General features: G+C 72.3%; 15 protein-coding genes. 7 read left to right on the forward strand and 8 right to left on the reverse strand.

Annotated features, from left to right (window positions below):
- Window positions 1–6 precede the first annotated feature (6 nt).
- Entirely contained in the window at window positions 7–963 is a 957-nt protein-coding gene (locus tag ACFV0T_RS03265) for an ABC transporter substrate-binding protein (protein WP_385773851.1), read from the reverse strand.
- Between the two features lie 344 nt (window positions 964–1,307).
- Here ACFV0T_RS03265 and ACFV0T_RS03270 point away from each other — a divergent pair, with 344 nt between their 5' ends.
- Genes ACFV0T_RS03270 through ACFV0T_RS03285 form a run of 4 tightly spaced genes read left to right on the forward strand, consistent with a single transcriptional unit; the run spans window position 1,308 to window position 5,521 of the window.
- Window positions 1,308–3,971, forward strand: coding sequence for an ATP-binding protein (locus tag ACFV0T_RS03270; protein ID WP_385773853.1), 2,664 nt, complete (start codon window positions 1,308–1,310; stop codon window positions 3,969–3,971).
- A complete protein-coding gene (locus ACFV0T_RS03275) occupies window positions 3,968–4,447 on the forward strand; it encodes a roadblock/LC7 domain-containing protein (protein ID WP_385773855.1) in 480 nt (159 codons plus the stop codon). The genes ACFV0T_RS03270 and ACFV0T_RS03275 overlap by 4 nt, the downstream gene beginning before the upstream one ends.
- A 50-nt stretch (window positions 4,448–4,497) precedes the next feature.
- Entirely contained in the window at window positions 4,498–4,935 is a 438-nt protein-coding gene (locus tag ACFV0T_RS03280; RefSeq protein ID WP_385773857.1) for a DUF742 domain-containing protein, read from the forward strand.
- Complete coding sequence (locus ACFV0T_RS03285; RefSeq protein ID WP_385773859.1) at window positions 4,922–5,521, forward strand: ATP/GTP-binding protein; 600 nt, start codon at window positions 4,922–4,924, stop codon at window positions 5,519–5,521. Before ACFV0T_RS03280 ends, ACFV0T_RS03285 begins: the two co-directional genes overlap by 14 nt.
- A 12-nt stretch (window positions 5,522–5,533) precedes the next feature.
- Here ACFV0T_RS03285 and ACFV0T_RS03290 read toward each other — a convergent pair whose 3' ends face one another.
- From ACFV0T_RS03290 to ACFV0T_RS03315, 6 genes are all read right to left on the reverse strand, one after another.
- A complete protein-coding gene (locus ACFV0T_RS03290; RefSeq protein WP_385773860.1) occupies window positions 5,534–6,202 on the reverse strand; it encodes an ABC transporter permease in 669 nt (222 codons plus the stop codon).
- On the reverse strand, window positions 6,199–6,912 hold the full coding sequence (locus ACFV0T_RS03295; RefSeq protein WP_385773861.1) for an ABC transporter permease: 714 nt from the start codon (window positions 6,910–6,912) through the stop codon (window positions 6,199–6,201). The genes ACFV0T_RS03290 and ACFV0T_RS03295 overlap by 4 nt, the downstream gene beginning before the upstream one ends.
- Window positions 6,909–8,087 (reverse strand): ABC transporter ATP-binding protein, encoded by a 1,179-nt coding sequence (locus tag ACFV0T_RS03300; protein WP_385773863.1) that lies wholly within the window; start codon window positions 8,085–8,087, stop codon window positions 6,909–6,911. Before ACFV0T_RS03300 ends, ACFV0T_RS03295 begins: the two co-directional genes overlap by 4 nt.
- A 237-nt stretch (window positions 8,088–8,324) precedes the next feature.
- Window positions 8,325–9,065 (reverse strand): FAD:protein FMN transferase, encoded by a 741-nt coding sequence (locus ACFV0T_RS03305; RefSeq protein ID WP_385773865.1) that lies wholly within the window; start codon window positions 9,063–9,065, stop codon window positions 8,325–8,327.
- Between the two features lies 1 nt (window position 9,066).
- Window positions 9,067–9,498: an FMN-binding protein gene (locus ACFV0T_RS03310; RefSeq protein ID WP_385773867.1), complete on the reverse strand. Its 432-nt coding sequence runs from the start codon at window positions 9,496–9,498 to the stop codon at window positions 9,067–9,069.
- A 19-nt stretch (window positions 9,499–9,517) separates the two neighbouring features.
- Window positions 9,518–10,855 (reverse strand): ferric reductase-like transmembrane domain-containing protein, encoded by a 1,338-nt coding sequence (locus ACFV0T_RS03315; RefSeq protein ID WP_385773869.1) that lies wholly within the window; start codon window positions 10,853–10,855, stop codon window positions 9,518–9,520.
- A 151-nt stretch (window positions 10,856–11,006) separates the two neighbouring features.
- On the opposite strand from ACFV0T_RS03315, the gene ACFV0T_RS03320 reads away from it, so the two are divergent.
- The 3 genes from ACFV0T_RS03320 (at window position 11,007) to ACFV0T_RS03330 (ending at window position 13,719) form a co-directional block, all read left to right on the forward strand.
- Window positions 11,007–11,696 carry a response regulator transcription factor gene (locus ACFV0T_RS03320; protein ID WP_385773871.1) on the forward strand — a complete coding sequence of 230 codons (690 nt, stop codon included), beginning with the start codon at window positions 11,007–11,009 and terminating at the stop codon, window positions 11,694–11,696.
- Window positions 11,693–13,141: a sensor histidine kinase gene (locus ACFV0T_RS03325; protein ID WP_385773873.1), complete on the forward strand. Its 1,449-nt coding sequence runs from the start codon at window positions 11,693–11,695 to the stop codon at window positions 13,139–13,141. Before ACFV0T_RS03320 ends, ACFV0T_RS03325 begins: the two co-directional genes overlap by 4 nt.
- 83 nt (window positions 13,142–13,224) lie before the next feature.
- Window positions 13,225–13,719, forward strand: a complete 495-nt coding sequence (locus tag ACFV0T_RS03330; protein ID WP_385773874.1) for a DUF3515 domain-containing protein — start codon at window positions 13,225–13,227, stop codon at window positions 13,717–13,719.
- Between the two features lie 7 nt (window positions 13,720–13,726).
- On the opposite strand, the gene ACFV0T_RS03335 is transcribed toward ACFV0T_RS03330, so the two are convergent.
- Window positions 13,727–14,989 (reverse strand): PP2C family protein-serine/threonine phosphatase, encoded by a 1,263-nt coding sequence (locus tag ACFV0T_RS03335; RefSeq protein WP_385773876.1) that lies wholly within the window; start codon window positions 14,987–14,989, stop codon window positions 13,727–13,729.
- Between the last annotated feature and the right edge of the window lie 157 nt (window positions 14,990–15,146).

The following is a 15,146-nucleotide window of genomic DNA, read 5'->3' on the forward strand; positions in this document are numbered from 1 at the left end:
GCGCGGTCAGTCCAGGCCGACCGACGTCAGCCACGCCTTCGCGACGTCCAGCGGGTCCTTGTTCTCCAGCTGCACCTGCGTGTCCAGGTCCAGCAGCGCCTTCGTGTCGAGCTTGGCCGCGACCGCGTTGAGCGCGGCGACGCCCTCCTGGGAGAGTCCGCCCTTGTAGACGAGCGGCTGCACGTTCTCGAATCCGAAGAGGTTCTCCGGGTCCTGGAGAACGACGTGCTTCTCCTTGACGATGGTCGGGTCGGTGGTGAAGAGGTCCGCCGCCTGCACGGTGTTCTTCTTCAGCGCCGCCTGGGTCAGCGGACCGCCCGCGTCCAGCGCCTTGAAGGACTTGAACGTGAGCCCGTACACGTCCTCCAGGCCCACCAGGCCCTGCTGCCGGGTCTGGAACTCCGGCGAGGCGCCGATGACCAGGTCCTTCGCGATGTTCTTGAGGTCCGCGATGCTGGACGCGGACGTCAGGTGGTACTTCTTGGCGGTCTCCGCGTTGACCGTGACGGAGTCCTTGTCCTGCGCCGGTGCCGGGTCCAGCAGTTCCAGCTTGGCGTCCAGCTTGGCGCCGATCGCGGCCGTCGTGGCCTCGATCGTCTTCGGCGTGGCCTTCGGGTCGAGGTAGGCCAGCAGTGCGCCGTTGTACTCGGGCAGCACCGTGAGGGAGCCGTTCTTGAGCAGACCGTAGGTCGTCTCGCGGCTGCCGATGTTCGGCTTGTAGGTGACCTTGATGCCCTTGGCCTTCAGGGCCTCGCCGTAGATGTCGGCGAGGAGGATGCTCTCGGCGAAGTTGTTCGAGCCGACGACGACCGTCTTGCCGTCCGGCTTGCCGCCCGCGAGCGGGTCGTCGGAGCTGTCGGAGGAGGAACATCCCGCGAGCAGGGCAGTCGTCGCGGCGAGCGCGACGATCACCGCGCCGGGGTGTCTCCGGATGGACCTGCTGCTGTGGGCGTTGGAAGTCACGATTCCCGTTCCGGGCTCGGAGGTTGGCGAAAGCTTCGGTGAAGAAGCCGGTTCAGAACTCTGTCCTGATCCAATCCAGCGGCTTCTCGGTCAGTCAAGAGGATTCCGGTCACCGATTCGCTTCGATGTACGGCCTGTTGTGAACGGCGTATGAACGAGGCGGACATAGGCCGCACGGGGCGGGTTGTGACTGATTCTTGACGTAGAGCGAGGACCTTGATCGATCAAAGAGAAGGTAGTGTCGCGGCAGTTGGCGTCGCGTGGCGCAATACCATCTGTCCGAATCGAACGAATCCGGTCACGTGCCAGGTCACGCACCGTGCAGCACCGACGAAGGAGGCCCGGTGTCCACGAACCAGGTGGACGCGCCCTCCCCCACGCTCTCGGCCTCGCTCGAGCAGGGGGGATCCCCATGGCCGCCACCGCCCCCGCGCAGGGGCGTACGGGACTTCGCCGACCGGTGGCCCTTCCGGCGCAAGCTGAACATCCTCGTCGGTGTGCCGCTCACCGTGGTCGCGGTGCTGCTCGCCTACCTGATCACCAACCTCGTGCGGGAGTCCGACCAGGCGACGTCGGCGGCCCGGTTGGTCCGCGACAGCACCCAGGTCGCGGAGCTCGTGGCCCGGGTACAGGCGGAGCACCAGCAGGCGATCCTGCTGTCCGTGCGGCACCAGGCGTCCTTCGACGGCGGTACACCCTCGTCCGAGGCCTACCGCACGGCGCAGCTGGCCGTCGAGGCCCAGGTCGAGAAGGTGCGCGCCACCTTCGGGGACCGGTTGCCGCAGGCCGAGGCGCAGGCCCTCAAGGAGATCGAGGGCCTGGAGAGCCTGCGGGACACCGTCGAGCAGGACTACCTGCCCGCTGACAACATCGACCCGGCGTACGCGGGCGCCGCCCAGGGGCTCATCAGCGGGCTCGACCTGGACCGCAACGCCGCTCTCGCGGCCACCTTCACCGGCAACCTGCTCGACTCCCTGCTGCGCGCCGACGCGGCGCACGGTGCCTTCGAGACCGGTGTGTTCTCGGCGCGCACCGGTGACGCCAACGCGCTCATCGAGTTCACCGGCGCGGTCGGCTCCTACGAGCTGTACACCTACCAGGCCGAGCGGTTCGCCCGGTTCGCCTCCGAGGAACAGGCCGACGCGCTCGGCGCCATCGAGCACAACACCGCGCAGGCCGGCATCACCGAGCACTACGCCGAACTCCAGGTCGACCCCAGCGCGCTCCAGGTCCAGACGCCCGCGGAGATCCGTACGGCCCTTCGGGCGTCGATCGCCTCCTACCCCGGCTACCGCGACCAGGCCGAGGCACGGCTGAAGATCACCGCCGCGCTCATCGACCAGATCGCCGACCGGGCCGACGACGCCTCCACCAGCGCCCAGTGGCGCGCCGCTCTGCTGCTGAACCTCGCGCTGATCGGTTTCGCCGTGTGGATCGCCTTCTCCGTGGCGGTCCGCCGCTCGGTGGTGCGTCCGGTGCAGGCGCTCACCGGCGCGGCCCAGGAGGTCGCCGACGTGGCCGGCCGCGAGCTCGCCCGGGTGGCCGACGACGACGCCGAGGACGACGGAGCGCCGCTGCTGCGCGCGATACCCGTCACCGCCCGCGACGAGATCGGCGAACTGGCCGAGGTCTTCAACCGGGTGCAGGCCACCGCCGTCGCCCTGCTGGAACGTCAGGTGCTCAGCCGCCGCAACGTGGCCGAGATGTTCGGCAACGTGGGCCGCCGGGTCAGCAACCTCACCACCCGCCAGCTGGCGCTGATCGACTCGGTCGAGCGGGGGGAGACCGACCCGGCGCTCCTCGAACGCCTCTACTCCATCGACCACATCGCGGTCCGGCTGCGCCGCAACTCCGACAGCCTGATGCTGCTCGCCGGCATCCGCGAGACCGTGCTGGACTCCGGCCCCACCGCCCTCACCAACGTCGTACGGGCCGCGCTCGGCCAGATCGAGGGCTTCCAGCGGGTCGAGCTGCACGCCGCCACCGAGGTCATGGTGGAGCCGGACATCATCGGCGACCTGACGCTGATGGTGGCCGAACTCCTGGAGAACGCGGTGTCGTTCTCGCCCGTGGGCAGCCCGGTGGAGGTGACCGTACGATCCGGTGACGCCGGTGCGACGATCACGATCGCCGACCACGGCCTGGGCATGAGCGCCGATCGCCTCGCCGAGGAGAACGGCCGCCTGATCCGCCGCGAGCGTCTGGACCTGGTGCCGACGAAGGTGCTGGGCCTGTTCGTGGTGGGCAGCCTGGCCCGTCGCTGGGAGGTCGGCGTCACCCTCTCCCGGACCCAGGGCGGCGGGGTGACGGCCGAGGTGACGATTCCGTCGTCGCTGCTGCTGACGATGAGCGCGGTGCTCTCCGGTGTCGCGGGCACGGCTTCGCGACCGCCGTCGGACACGCCGTCCGACGCGCTGTCGAGCAAGCTTTCCGACCCGCCTTCGGGCGCGCTCTCAGGCGCGCTGTCCGGCATGCCGTCAGATGTGCTCTCCGGTGCGCCTTCGGGCCCGCCCTCCGGTACGGCCCGCGCCGACGACCCGTCCGGCACCGCCCCCGCGCCCGCCTCGGGACCCCGGCCCTCGCCCGCCGCGCCCGCGCCGACGACGAGCGCGCCGGACGACGACCGGACCGGTCACCTCCCCCGCCGTGTCCCCCGGCGCGAGCCCGACCCGACGCACGACCGGGCCCCCCTCGTCCCGAGCGCACGCGGCGAGGCCCCCACGTCCGACGACGGCACCGCCGCGACCGAGGCCCGCCCTCTGCGCCGCCGGGTCCGCGGTGCCACCCTGCACACCACCGTGGACGCGGCGCAGCAGTCCGCCCGGCAGGCACCCCGGCCGTCCGACGCGGAGGCGGTCCGCTCCGCGCTGGAGGAGTTCGAGGCGGCCGTGGAACGCGCCCACCAGGACACCGCCTCGCACCCCGCGCCGCCCGAACCCGCAGAGACCCCCCGCGCCCCGCGCGGGGCGCATGACCCGAACCACCTCCCGGAAGGAGCCGAGCAGTGAGCACGTCGACAGGTGACACGCCGTCGGGCGGCGGCCCCGCGCCGACCGATCTGCAGGCCGCCGCAGCCGACTTCACCTGGCTGCTCAACCGTTTCGCGACGGAGACCGCCGGTGTGGTCGACGCCATCGCGGTGTCCTCGGACGGGCTGCTGATCGCCGTCTCCGAGCTGCGCGAGCCCGCCGACTCCGAACGGCTGGCCGCGATCGTCTCCGGCATCACCAGCCTGGCCGCCGGGGCCTCCGGCAACTACGGTCTGGGCGGCCTGAACAAGGTCATCATCGACCTGGAGGGCGGCCACGTCCTGGTCTCCGCGATCGGCAGCGGCGCCGTGCTCGGCGTGGTCACCGACAAGGAGGCCAAGCTCGGCAACATCGCCTACGAGATGACGGTGTTCGCCAACCGGGCCGGCACCGCGCTCAGCCCGCAGCTCGTGCTCGAACTCAAGAACAGCGTCGGCGCCGCGTCCCGGCGCTGACCGGCCGCCGCCCGGTCGCCGCCCGGTCGCGAGAGGAAAGAGAGCCACTCATGGCGGACGGCGTCGCACCTCCTCCGGACCCGGCCCCGGTTCCGGTCGGGCCCGCCCCCGCCGTACGGCCGTTCCTGGTCACCGCCGGCCGGGTGGCGGGCGCGGGCGAGAAGGCCGAGTCCGGACGGGCGATGCCCGTCGAGACCCAGTTGGTGGCCACCGTCACCGGGCTCGACGGACTCGACCGGCTCTCCTTCGAACGGCACGACATCGTCGCCGCCTGCCGGCAGCCGCAGTCCATCGCGGAGATCGCGGCCCGGCTGCGGCTGCATCTGAACGTGGTGCGGGTCCTCGCCGAGGACCTGCGCTCCGCCGGGCAGCTGACGGTGCACGTGCCCGATGTGGGCGTCACCCACGACGCGTCCGTCCTGCGCAGGGTTATCGATGGCCTGCGGGCCATCCCCGACTCCCGAGGGGTACTCCGTGACACCGACTGAACCGCTCACCCGGAGCGCGGCCGCGCAGAGCGCCGTACGGCCGCCGCTGCCGGTGAAGATGGTGATCGCGGGCGGCTTCGGCGTGGGCAAGACCACCGCCGTCGGCGCGATCTCCGAGATCGAGCCGCTGACCACCGAGGCCGCCATCACCGAGGTCGCGGCCGGGGTGGACGACCTCAGCCACACCCCGCGGAAGACCACGACCACGGTCGCGATGGACTTCGGCTGCATCACCATCGACCCGACCCTGAAGCTGTACCTGTTCGGCACGCCCGGCCAGGAGCGGTTCGGGTTCATGTGGGACGACATCGTCGAGGGCGCGGTCGGCGGGCTGGTCATCGTCGACACCCGCCGCCTGGACGACTGCTATGCGGCCGTCGACTACTTCGAGCACCGGCAGATCCCGTTCGCCGTGGCCGTCAACGCCTTCGACGGCAAGGTCGAGCACACCCTGGACGAGGTCCGCTGGGCGCTCGACGTCGCCGCGCACGTCCCGGTCCTCGTCTTCGACGCCCGGGAACGCGGCTCGGTGCGCGACGCGCTGCTCGTCGTACTGGAGCTGGCGCTGGCGCGCACCGAGGGCTGACTCCGGCCCGGCTCAGCCGCTCCTGCGCACGCCCGGCGAGACCGTGATCCGGTTGACCGCCCAGAACAGCGCGAGGGTCGTCAGCGCCAAGGCGGCGACCAGGGTGGCGCCGCCCACCACCTTCTCGTAGTTGCGCTGGTAGAGGCCGTCGATGACGTAGCGGCCGAGGCCGCCGAGGCTGACGTACGCGGCGATGGTGGCCGTGGAGACGATCTGGATGGCCGCCGAGCGCAGACCGCTGAGGATCAGCGGGAGCGCGACCGGCAGTTCCACCTGGAACAGGACTCGGGACTCGGCCATGCCCATGCCCCGGGCGGCGTCCACGGGCGAGGGGTCGACGGAGCGGACCGCCTCGTACGTGGTGACCAGGATGGGCGGGATGGCGAGGACGACCAGCGGGATCATCACCGGCACCAGGCCGAAGCCGAGCAGGATGAACATCAGCACCAGCAGGCCGAAGCTGGGCAGCGCGCGGGCGGCGGTGGCGATGAGCGCCAGCGCGTTGCCGCCGCGGCCGGTGTGGCCGGTCAGCAGACCCACCGGCAGTCCGACGGCGGCCGCGACGGCGAGCGCGATCAGCGAGTACTGAAGGTGCTCGCGCAGCCGGGTGGGGATGCCGTCGTAGCCGTGCCAGTGGGCGTTGTCGCTGAAGAACGCGTTGATGAAGTGGATGACGTTCATCGGACGGCGTCCTCCAGGACGGGCGCGGCCGGTTCGGGCCGGGCCTCGGCTGCGGGGCGGGCCTTCTGGGTGCCGCGGGGCATCCAGGGCGTCAGGAGCAGACGGACGACGACCAGGACGGCGTCCGCGAGGATGGCCAGGACGGCGGTGCCGGTCACCGAGAGCCAGATGAGGCGCGGCTGGTGGTAGATCATGCCGTCGTTGAGCAGGTTGCCCAGGGCTCCCTGGTTGCCGATCAGCATGCCGACGCTGACCAGGGAGATGCTCGACACGGTCGCCACCCGCAGTCCGGCGATGATGGCGGGCGCCGCGATCGGCAACTGCACCAGCAGGTAGCGGCGTACGGGCCCGAAGCCCATGGCGGTGGCCGCGGCGAGGGTCTCCTCGGGGACCGAGCGGACGCCGTCCACGATCGCCGGGACGAACACCACCAGGCTGTAGACGGCCAGCGGGATCATCACGGTGAGCTCGCTCTGGCCCGTGAAGTCGATGAGGATGACGAAGAGGGCCAGGGAGGGGATGGCGTACAGCACGGTCGCCACGCCCAGGACGGGCGCGTACAGCCAGCGCAGGCGCACACAGATCTGGGCGATCGGCAGGGCGACGAGCAGACCGGCCAGAACCGGCAGCAGGGCCTCGCGCAGATGCAGGCCGACGAGGCCGAAGTAGCTGTGCTGGAGGTCGCTCGGGATGTCGAGGAGGCCGCTCATCCGACGGCCTTCCCGGCGGTGCGGCCGCCGGCGCCGGAGACCGCCTCGGTACCGGCCTCGCGGGCCGTACGTCCCTCGGCGTGGGCGCTGCGGATCGCCTCCCCGATGGTCTGCTGGGAGACCACTCCGGTCGCCCGGCCCTCGTGGTCGACGGCGACGGCCCAGCCGGTGGGCGAGAGCACGGCGCCGTCGAGCGCGGCGCGCAGCGAGTCCTTGCCGGCCTCGAAGGGCCGCCCGTACGACAGGAGTTGCTCGGCCCGGATCTCGCCCGCGGTGAGGGCCTTCGGCTCGCTCCAGCCGAGCGGCCGGCCGTCCAGGCCGGTGACGAGCAGGTAGGGGGCTTCCTCGGTGGCGCGGGCGGCGATCTGTTCGGCGGTGGCGTCGATCGCGACGATCGGCGCGGTCAGCAGGCCGAGCCCGGCGGCGGAGAAGAAGGACAGCCGCCGGATGCCGCGGTCGGCGCCGAGGAAGTCCTCGACGAAGGCGTCGGCCGGGTCGGACAACAGCTCGGCGGGCGGGGCGTACTGGGCGAGGTGGCCACCGGTGCGCATCACCGCGACCATCGTGCCGAGCTTGATGGCCTCGTCGATGTCGTGCGTGACGAAGACGATGGTCTTGCCCAGCTCCTCCTGGATCCTCAGGAGTTCGTCCTGGAGTCCCTTGCGCACGACGGGGTCGACGGCGGAGAACGGCTCGTCCATCAACAGCACCGGCGGGTCGGCGGCGAGGGCCCGGGCCACTCCGACGCGCTGCTGCTGTCCGCCGGACAGCTGGTACGGATAGCGCTTGGCGAGCGCGGCGTCCAGACCGACCCGCTCCATCAGCTCCCGGGCCCGCGAGCGCGCCCGGTCCTTGCTCCAGCCGAGCAGCCGCGGCACGGTGGCGATGTTGTCGACGATCGTGCGGTGCTGGAAGAGCCCGGCGTTCTGGATGACGTAACCCATCGAGCGGCGCAGGGTGTTGACCGGCTGCTGCTGGATGTCGACGCCGTCCAGGAGGATCGTGCCCTCGCTGGGCTCGATCATCCGGTTGATCATGCGCAACGTCGTGGTCTTCCCACAGCCCGACGGACCGACGAGGACGGTGATCGAGCGGTCGGGTATGTCCAACGAGAGCCGGTCGACCGCGACCGTGCCGTCCGGGTACCGCTTGGTGACTGAATCTATCCGTATCAAAACGCCGAATACCCTTCGGGTTTGGCAGAAAACTGCCCTTTTTCGGCCACGGTCGTCGTTGCGCAGGCCGTTGCGGGGAGAGTCTAGACCGGGATTGTTGCAGCACTTCGGCAGGCGGGTTCCCGGCCTCGGCTTCGGCACACTCCCGCCCCTCCGGCGGGACCAGCCATCCGCTTCCCGCGAGTTGGCTGATTCCCCTCGCGCGCGGGCCGTCGGACTCCGGCCGACGGCCCGCCGCTACGCCGGTACCGGCCTCGCTCCGGCCACCGGAAGTCCCGGTGTCCGCAGGACCCGTCGGCCGGCGTCCACCGCGTACACCTCGCAGCCCGCCCGCGCGGCGGCCCACTCGACGCCCTCCTCGCCCAGCGCGAAGGCGGCCGTGGCCACGGCGTCCGCCTCCGTCAGGGTCGGGGCCACGACGGTGACGCTGAGCAGACCGGTGGCCGGACGGCCCGTGCGGCCGTCGACGATGTGGTCGCCGCGCTCGTAGCGCGCCGAGGTCGCCACCGCGCCGCCGGTGACCTCCAGGACGGTGCAGAGCCGGTCGGCGGTGTCGGGGTGCCGTACGCCGACCCGCCATGGGCCGCCCGCCGTCACCACGTCTCCCCCGGCGTTCAGACAGAACCGGGTCAGACCGGCGCCCGTGAGCAGCTCCGCCGCCCGCTGCACCGACCAGCCCTTCACGACCGCGCAGGGATCCAGACCCCGGCCCGGCAGCCGTACGTCGAACGCGCCCGCGGTCGCGACCCGGTACTCCTCGCACAGGCCGAGCACCCGCGCGAGGTCGGCGCTCACCGTGTCGGCGGACAGTTCGCCCCGGTCGAGGCGGGAGACCTCACTGTCCGCCTTGAAGGGGCTGAACCGCTCGTCGACCTCGCGCAGCCAGGCGAACACCGTGTCCCCGATGCCCTCGGGGACACGTTCGTCGTCGATCCGCAGCGAGACGGGGAACCCCATGACGTGTTCGACGCGGCGCACGTCAGGCGCCCCGCGCGTCGATCGCGGCCTGGAGCGACTCCTTGTAGCCGTCGGTCGTGATCGTGGCGCCGGACACGGTGTCGATGTCGGCGTTCTGCGCCTGGAGCGTCTCCTCTATCAGCCGCGGCACCGCGGCGGTCGTCTGCGGATGGTTCGGCTGCTGGAGCATCCGTACGGAGGCGATCCTCTCGCCCTCGAACGTCACCTCCACCTGCACGACCCCCTTCTCCGTGGTCACCGTCGAACCCGCGACGACCTGCGACGAGGCACCCGAGGTGGACGACGAGGACGACGAGGACGACGAGGAGGTCGAGGAGGGTGTCGGCGCGGGTGCGGCGACCTCGCTGGAGGACGTGCCGGTGGACGCTTCGTAGCGCCACACCGGGATCAGCCCGGCGATGCTCAGGACCAGGACGGGTACGGCTCGTTTCACGGTGTTTCCCTCGTCTCCCTCATCCCGCGAGGCTGAAGCGTTCGAAGTGGATCTGCGGTTTGGGCACGTCCAGCGCGCGCAGGCCGGCGAGCACGGCGTTCATCATGGGCGGCGGTCCGCACAGGAAGACGTCCTGGTCGGTGATGTCCGGCACGAGCCGCGCGAGTTCGCCCGGCGCGAGCTTGTCGGGGCTGACCGGGCCGGTGACCAGGTGCAGTTCGGCGCCCTTGACGCGGGCGAGCTCCCGCAGCTCGTCGTAGAGGACCGCGTCCCGGTCGGTGGCGACGCGGTAGATGACCACGGCGTGGCCGTGCAGTTCCTCCAGCAGCGCCCGGATCGGGGTGACCCCGACGCCGCCCGCGATGAGCAGGGCGTCGGGCCGGGTGCGGTGCAGGGTGGTGAAGGCGCCGTAGGGGCCCTCGGCGAAGACGCGCGTGCCGACCTTCAGGTGCCGCAGGGCCGCGGTGCCGTCGCCCGCGGTCTTGGCGGTGAGCCGCAGGGTGCGGCCGTCCGGGGCGGCCGACAGGGAGAACGGGTTGGCCTGCCACCAGCGGTCCCGGGTCAGGAACCGCCACAGGAAGAACTGGCCGGCCCGCGCGGGCAGTCGGTCCAGGTCGCGCCCGGTGACGTGGATCGAGACGACGTCGTCGGACTCGGGGACGACCGCGGACACCCGCAGCCGATGGCGCTGGTTGCGCCACAGCGGCAGCACCGCCCGGCCGACGACGACCGCGCCGAGCGCCACGCCCCACACCCCGTACCAGTACGCCGTGGCGGCGGACGACGAGGTGAAGGTCGTACCGACCGCGACCTGGTGGGTGAAGGCCAGCACCACCGCGACATAGGTGTACAGGTGGATGAAGTGCCAGGTCTCGTAGGCCAGTCGGCGCCGCGCGTAGCGGGCCGAGACGGCGCCGATCACGATGATGATCGCCAGTGCGACGACGGCCCGCAGCACGCCCTCGACCGTCTCGGCGAGGTCGACCACCTGACTCACCGGGTCCAGGTCGGAGGACTCGGCGTAGCCGAAGGTGATGAACACGGCGTGCGCGAGCAGCGTCCACAGGATGCCGAAGCCGGTCCAGCGGTGCCAGGAGGTCAGCCGGTCCATGCCGATGCGGCGGTCGAGCCAGGGCAGCCGGGCCACCAGCACCAGCTGGAAGGCCATCAGGAGCGCGCCGTAGAGACCGGCCAGCCGGCCCAGCACGATCAGGGCGTTCGAGGCGAAGCCCGCCTGCGCGAAGAAGGCGGCGACCACGGCCACGTTCGCGGCCAGCACGGCGTACAGGCCGGTGCGGGCCACCACCCTGGGGCGTATCGCCGTGGGGGGCGCAGGGGGCGATTGGACGGTCGTCACAGGCGATGGCTCCTAGATCGGGTCCGGGGTATCCGAGCTTGTCCGTACGGAGCTGTCGTTCTGCTGTCGTTCATCTTTCAAGTGGTTATCGAAGTGGTCGCGGCGGTGCCCCCGCTCTGGCGCGGACGGCCGAGTGAAGCAGTATGAGCGGGTGGAAAAGGTACGACTTCTCGTCGTGGACGACGACCCGCCGATCGCCGACCTCGTGGCGACGGTCGCGCGCTACGAGGGCTGGGACGCGGTCACCGCGAACTCGGGCGAGGAGGCGCTGCGCCGGGCCGCCGAGTTCCGTCCGGACATCGTGGTGCTCGACCTGATGCTGCCCGACGTGGACGGCTTCGGTGTGCTGGACCGGCTGCGCGGCTCCGGCACGATGGTGCCGGTGGTGTTCCTCACCGCCCGCGACACGGTCGCCGACCGGGTGGCGGGACTGACCCGGGGCGGGGACGACTACCTGGTCAAACCGTTCGCCGTGGAGGAGCTCATGGCCGGGCTGCGCACCGTGCTGCGGCGCAGCGCCGGGCCCGGGTTCCAGCGGTCGGTGCTGCGGGTGGCGGACCTGACGATGGACGAGGACACCCGTGAGGTGCGCCGCGACGGCCGGCTGCTGACCCTCACCCCCACCGAGTACGAGGTGCTGCGCTTCCTGATGCGCAAGTCGCCGACCGTCCTGACCAAGGCGCAGATCCTCGACCACGTGTGGGAGTACGGCTTCGGCGGCCGCTCCAACGTGGTGGAGCTGGTGGTCAGCCGGCTGCGCCGCAAGCTCGACGCCACGGGCGATCCGCTGATCCACACCGTGCGCGGGTTCGGGTACGTGATACGCCGGGCGGCGGAGTGAGGGCGGCCATCGGACGGTTCCGGCGGACCTACCGCCGGCTGCGCCTCGGCACCCGGCTGGCGCTCGGCCTGGGCGCGCTGTCGCTGGTGGTGTTCGCCGTCGTCGGCACCGTGCTGACCATGTACATGCGCGACTACCTGGACCATCAGCTGGCCGCCCAGATGAAACTGGTCCAGGTCGTGCAGTCCAAGGACGCGGCGGCGCACGGCACGGTGACCCGGCAGCCGTACTACGGCTGGTACACCGCGGTGTACGACGTGACGGACGCCTCCGCCGTGCTGCGCACCCCGGCCGAGGTGCCGTCCGACAGCCGCACCCTGACCGCCCTCGCCAGGACCCGCGCGCACGCGGACTACGAGATCCAGCGCACCGTGCGGATCGACGGAGCCGGTACCTACCGGCTGCGGGCCTGCGAGGTCCGGCCCGGGGTGGTCCTGGTGACCGCCGCGCCCATGGAGGGCATCGACGCCACCATGCGGCAGCTGATCACCGTGCAGGTGGTGGCCTTCGTGCTCGCGCTGCTCGCGCTGGTGGTGGCCGGGCGGGCGCTGCTGCGGCGCGGGCTGCGCCCGCTGAGCGAGATGGCGCACACCGCGCACGGCATCGCCTCGCACAACCTGACCGGGTCGGCGGCCCGGCTGCCGCTGCGCGCGGACGCCCCGGGCGGCGCCCCGGAGGTGGAGGAGCTGCGCACCGCCTTCAACACCATGCTGGAGCACATCGACGACTCGCTCGCGGTGCGCGCGCAGGCCGAGCAGCGGCTGCGCCGGTTCGTCGCGGACGCCTCGCACGAGCTGCGCACGCCGCTGATGTCGGTACGGGGCTACGCCGACCTCTTCCAGTACGCGGCCGCCAACGCCCCCGAGGAACGGGACCGGCACCTGGCCCGGCTGCGTGCCGAGGCCGCCCGGATGGGCTTCCTGCTGGACGATCTGCTGCTGCTCGCCCGGCTGGACGCGGACGAGGTGGAGGCGCCGCTGCGGATGCGGGACGCCGACCTGGTGGAACTGGTCGAGGACGCGGCCGACGCGTTCCGCGCGAGCCATCCCGACCACCCGCTGACCGTGACGGCCGGTCCGGCGCCGGTGCGGCCGCGCCTGGACCCGCAGCGCATCCGGCAGGTGCTGGACAACCTGCTCACCAACGCCGCCGTGCACACCCCGGACGGCACACCGGTGTCCATGGCACTGCGCGTCGTCCCCGGCCGGGCGCTGGTGCGGGTCGCCGACACCGGCCCCGGCATTCCGGCCGCCGACCGGGAACGGGTCTTCGACCGCTTCTACCGCGTCGACAAGGCCCGCAGCCGGGACCGCGGCGGCAGCGGCCTCGGACTGTCGGTCGCCGGCGCCCTGGTCCGTGCGCACGGCGGCACCATCGAACTGGGCGACGAGCCCGGCGCCACGGTGTTCACGGTCACCCTCCCGCTCACCCACGACCGCGACTGAGCCCGGGGCGCCGGCCCGCTGGAACCGTGGCGTAGCGTGCCGCCCGACGGTGCGAAGCCGCCGGGGACAGGAGACGCCGGACGATGAGGGTTCGTTCTCGGCGGGTGCGCGCCGCCGTGTGTCTGGGCGCGGCCGGGCTGATCGCCGGGTCGGTGCTCGTGGTGCGCGAGGTGGATTCGGCCGGGCCCGTCGTGACGGCGGCCGAGTGGGGTGACGACCCGCGGTGCGCGGCGATCGCCCGGGGCTATCCGTCCAGCCTGGGTGGGCAGCGGCGGTCGGACCCCGGAGCGGCGGGCGTCACGACCTGGGGTGACGGCGCGGTGGTCCTGCGCTGCGGGCTGCGGCCGCCCGGGCCGACGGTCGACAAGTGCGTGAACGTCGACGGCGTGGACTGGATCCTGCTGGACGCGGAGTTCGGCGACGGCCGCAAGGTGCTCGTCACCTACGGCCGCGACCCGGCCGTCGAGCTCACCCTCACCGACCGTGCCGCCGGGACCGACACGGCACTGGTGGAGCTCAGCAGGGCGGTCGAGCCGATCCCGCAGGGCGCGAAGTGCCTGGGGGACACGGACGTGTGAGCCCGGTTCAGTGCGGCGCGGCGTGGCGCGGGCGGGCGGCCAGCAGGGCCACGTCGTCCTCCGCGTGCCTCGCGTCCAGTCGGCCGAGCACCGAGTCGAGGATGTCCTCCACCCCGGCCGTGACGGGGAACCGGAGTTCGGCGAGCCGGTCCAGCGACCGGTCGATGTCCTCGCCGCGCCGCTCGACGAGCCCGTCGGTGAACAGCAACAGCGTCTGGTCCTCGGCCAGTCGGTAGGTGGCGAGCTCGTAGCCGCCGAACCCGGTGCCCAGGGGCGGCCCGACCGACACCGGCAGCAGCGAGGTGCCGCCCTCGCCGTCGATCACCGCGGGTGGCAGATGGCCCGCACCCGACACCGTGAGCTGTCCGCGTACGGGGTCGACCCGGGCGATCAGACAGGTCGCCGGTCTGCGCTCGGGCAGGTCGGCGGCGAGGGCGTCCAGCTGGCGCAGCACCCGGTGCGGGGGGAGGTCGGTGGCGGCGAGCGCCCTCAGGTCGGAGCGGTAGGCGGCCATGTCCACGGCGGCCTCCACGCCGTGCCCCATGACGTCGCCGACGACCAGGAGCGTACGTCCGAAGTGCAGCCGTACGGTCTCGCACCAGTCGCCGCCGACCAGGGCCTGCTGACCGGCGGGCAGGTAGCGCACGGCGACGTCCAGGTTGGGGTGCGGCCGGCCGGGTTCGGCACGCAGGGCGCGTTGCAGGTCGCCCGCGGTGCGGCTGACACGGGCGTGCTCACGGGCGTGCCACAGGTGCGAGGCGGCCCGTTCGGCCAGGAGGGCGAGAAACTCCGTCTCGGTGTCCGTGAACGGCGCTCCGTCCCGGGCACAGACCAGGACTCCGTAGCGGCGGTCGCCGGTCGCCAGGGGCACGCAGAGCGCCGCGTGGAAGCGGCCGGTCGCCGGGTCGCCGACGCGCTGCTCACCCCACCCGCCGAGCTCCGGGGCCGCCATGTCGCGCGCCACCTCGGTGGCCCACCGGGCGTCCGGCAGCACGTCCGCGTCCCCGGCGATCGACTCGTAGCCCGCCACGGCCGGGCCGTCCACACGCATCACGGCCGCGCTGCCACCCGCGTGTCCGGCGGCGGCCCGGGTCAGCTCGGCACAGGTGGCCTCCTCGTCCAGCGTCGTACCGACCTTGGCCGCCACCGCCCGCAGCTTCGCCAGCAGCGCCGCCGGGTCGTCCCCCGGGACGGGTGTCATCGCGCGACGGACGCCGTCCTGCTGTCCGGGCTCGCGGTGCACCCGGAACCATCGCGCGACTCTGGACACCTCTAAAGCGTGACAAACCCGACCGCCAACCGCATCGGCCACCGACCGGCCCGCCGCGGGCGGGCACGAGTTCCGCCGGACGAGCCGCCGCGGCCGAACCCATGGCCACCCTCCGTGGCCACCCCGTGGCCGAGCCCCGTGAGGCGACGAGGTCAGG

It is taken from the genome of Streptomyces sp. NPDC059582 (assembly GCF_042735715.1).
Taxonomy (GTDB): Bacteria; Actinomycetota; Actinomycetes; order Streptomycetales; family Streptomycetaceae; genus Streptomyces.

Excerpts from the sequence above, each read along its gene's own strand:
- ACFV0T_RS03280 (WP_385773857.1), top strand. The coding sequence starts at position 4,498 with ATGGCGGACGGCGTCGCACCTCCTCCGGACCCGGCCCCGGTTCCGGTC.
- ACFV0T_RS03290 (WP_385773860.1), bottom strand. The coding sequence starts at position 6,202 with ATGAACGTCATCCACTTCATCAACGCGTTCTTCAGCGACAACGCCCAC.
- ACFV0T_RS03295 (WP_385773861.1), bottom strand. The coding sequence starts at position 6,912 with ATGAGCGGCCTCCTCGACATCCCGAGCGACCTCCAGCACAGCTACTTC.
- ACFV0T_RS03330 (WP_385773874.1), top strand. The coding sequence starts at position 13,225 with ATGAGGGTTCGTTCTCGGCGGGTGCGCGCCGCCGTGTGTCTGGGCGCG.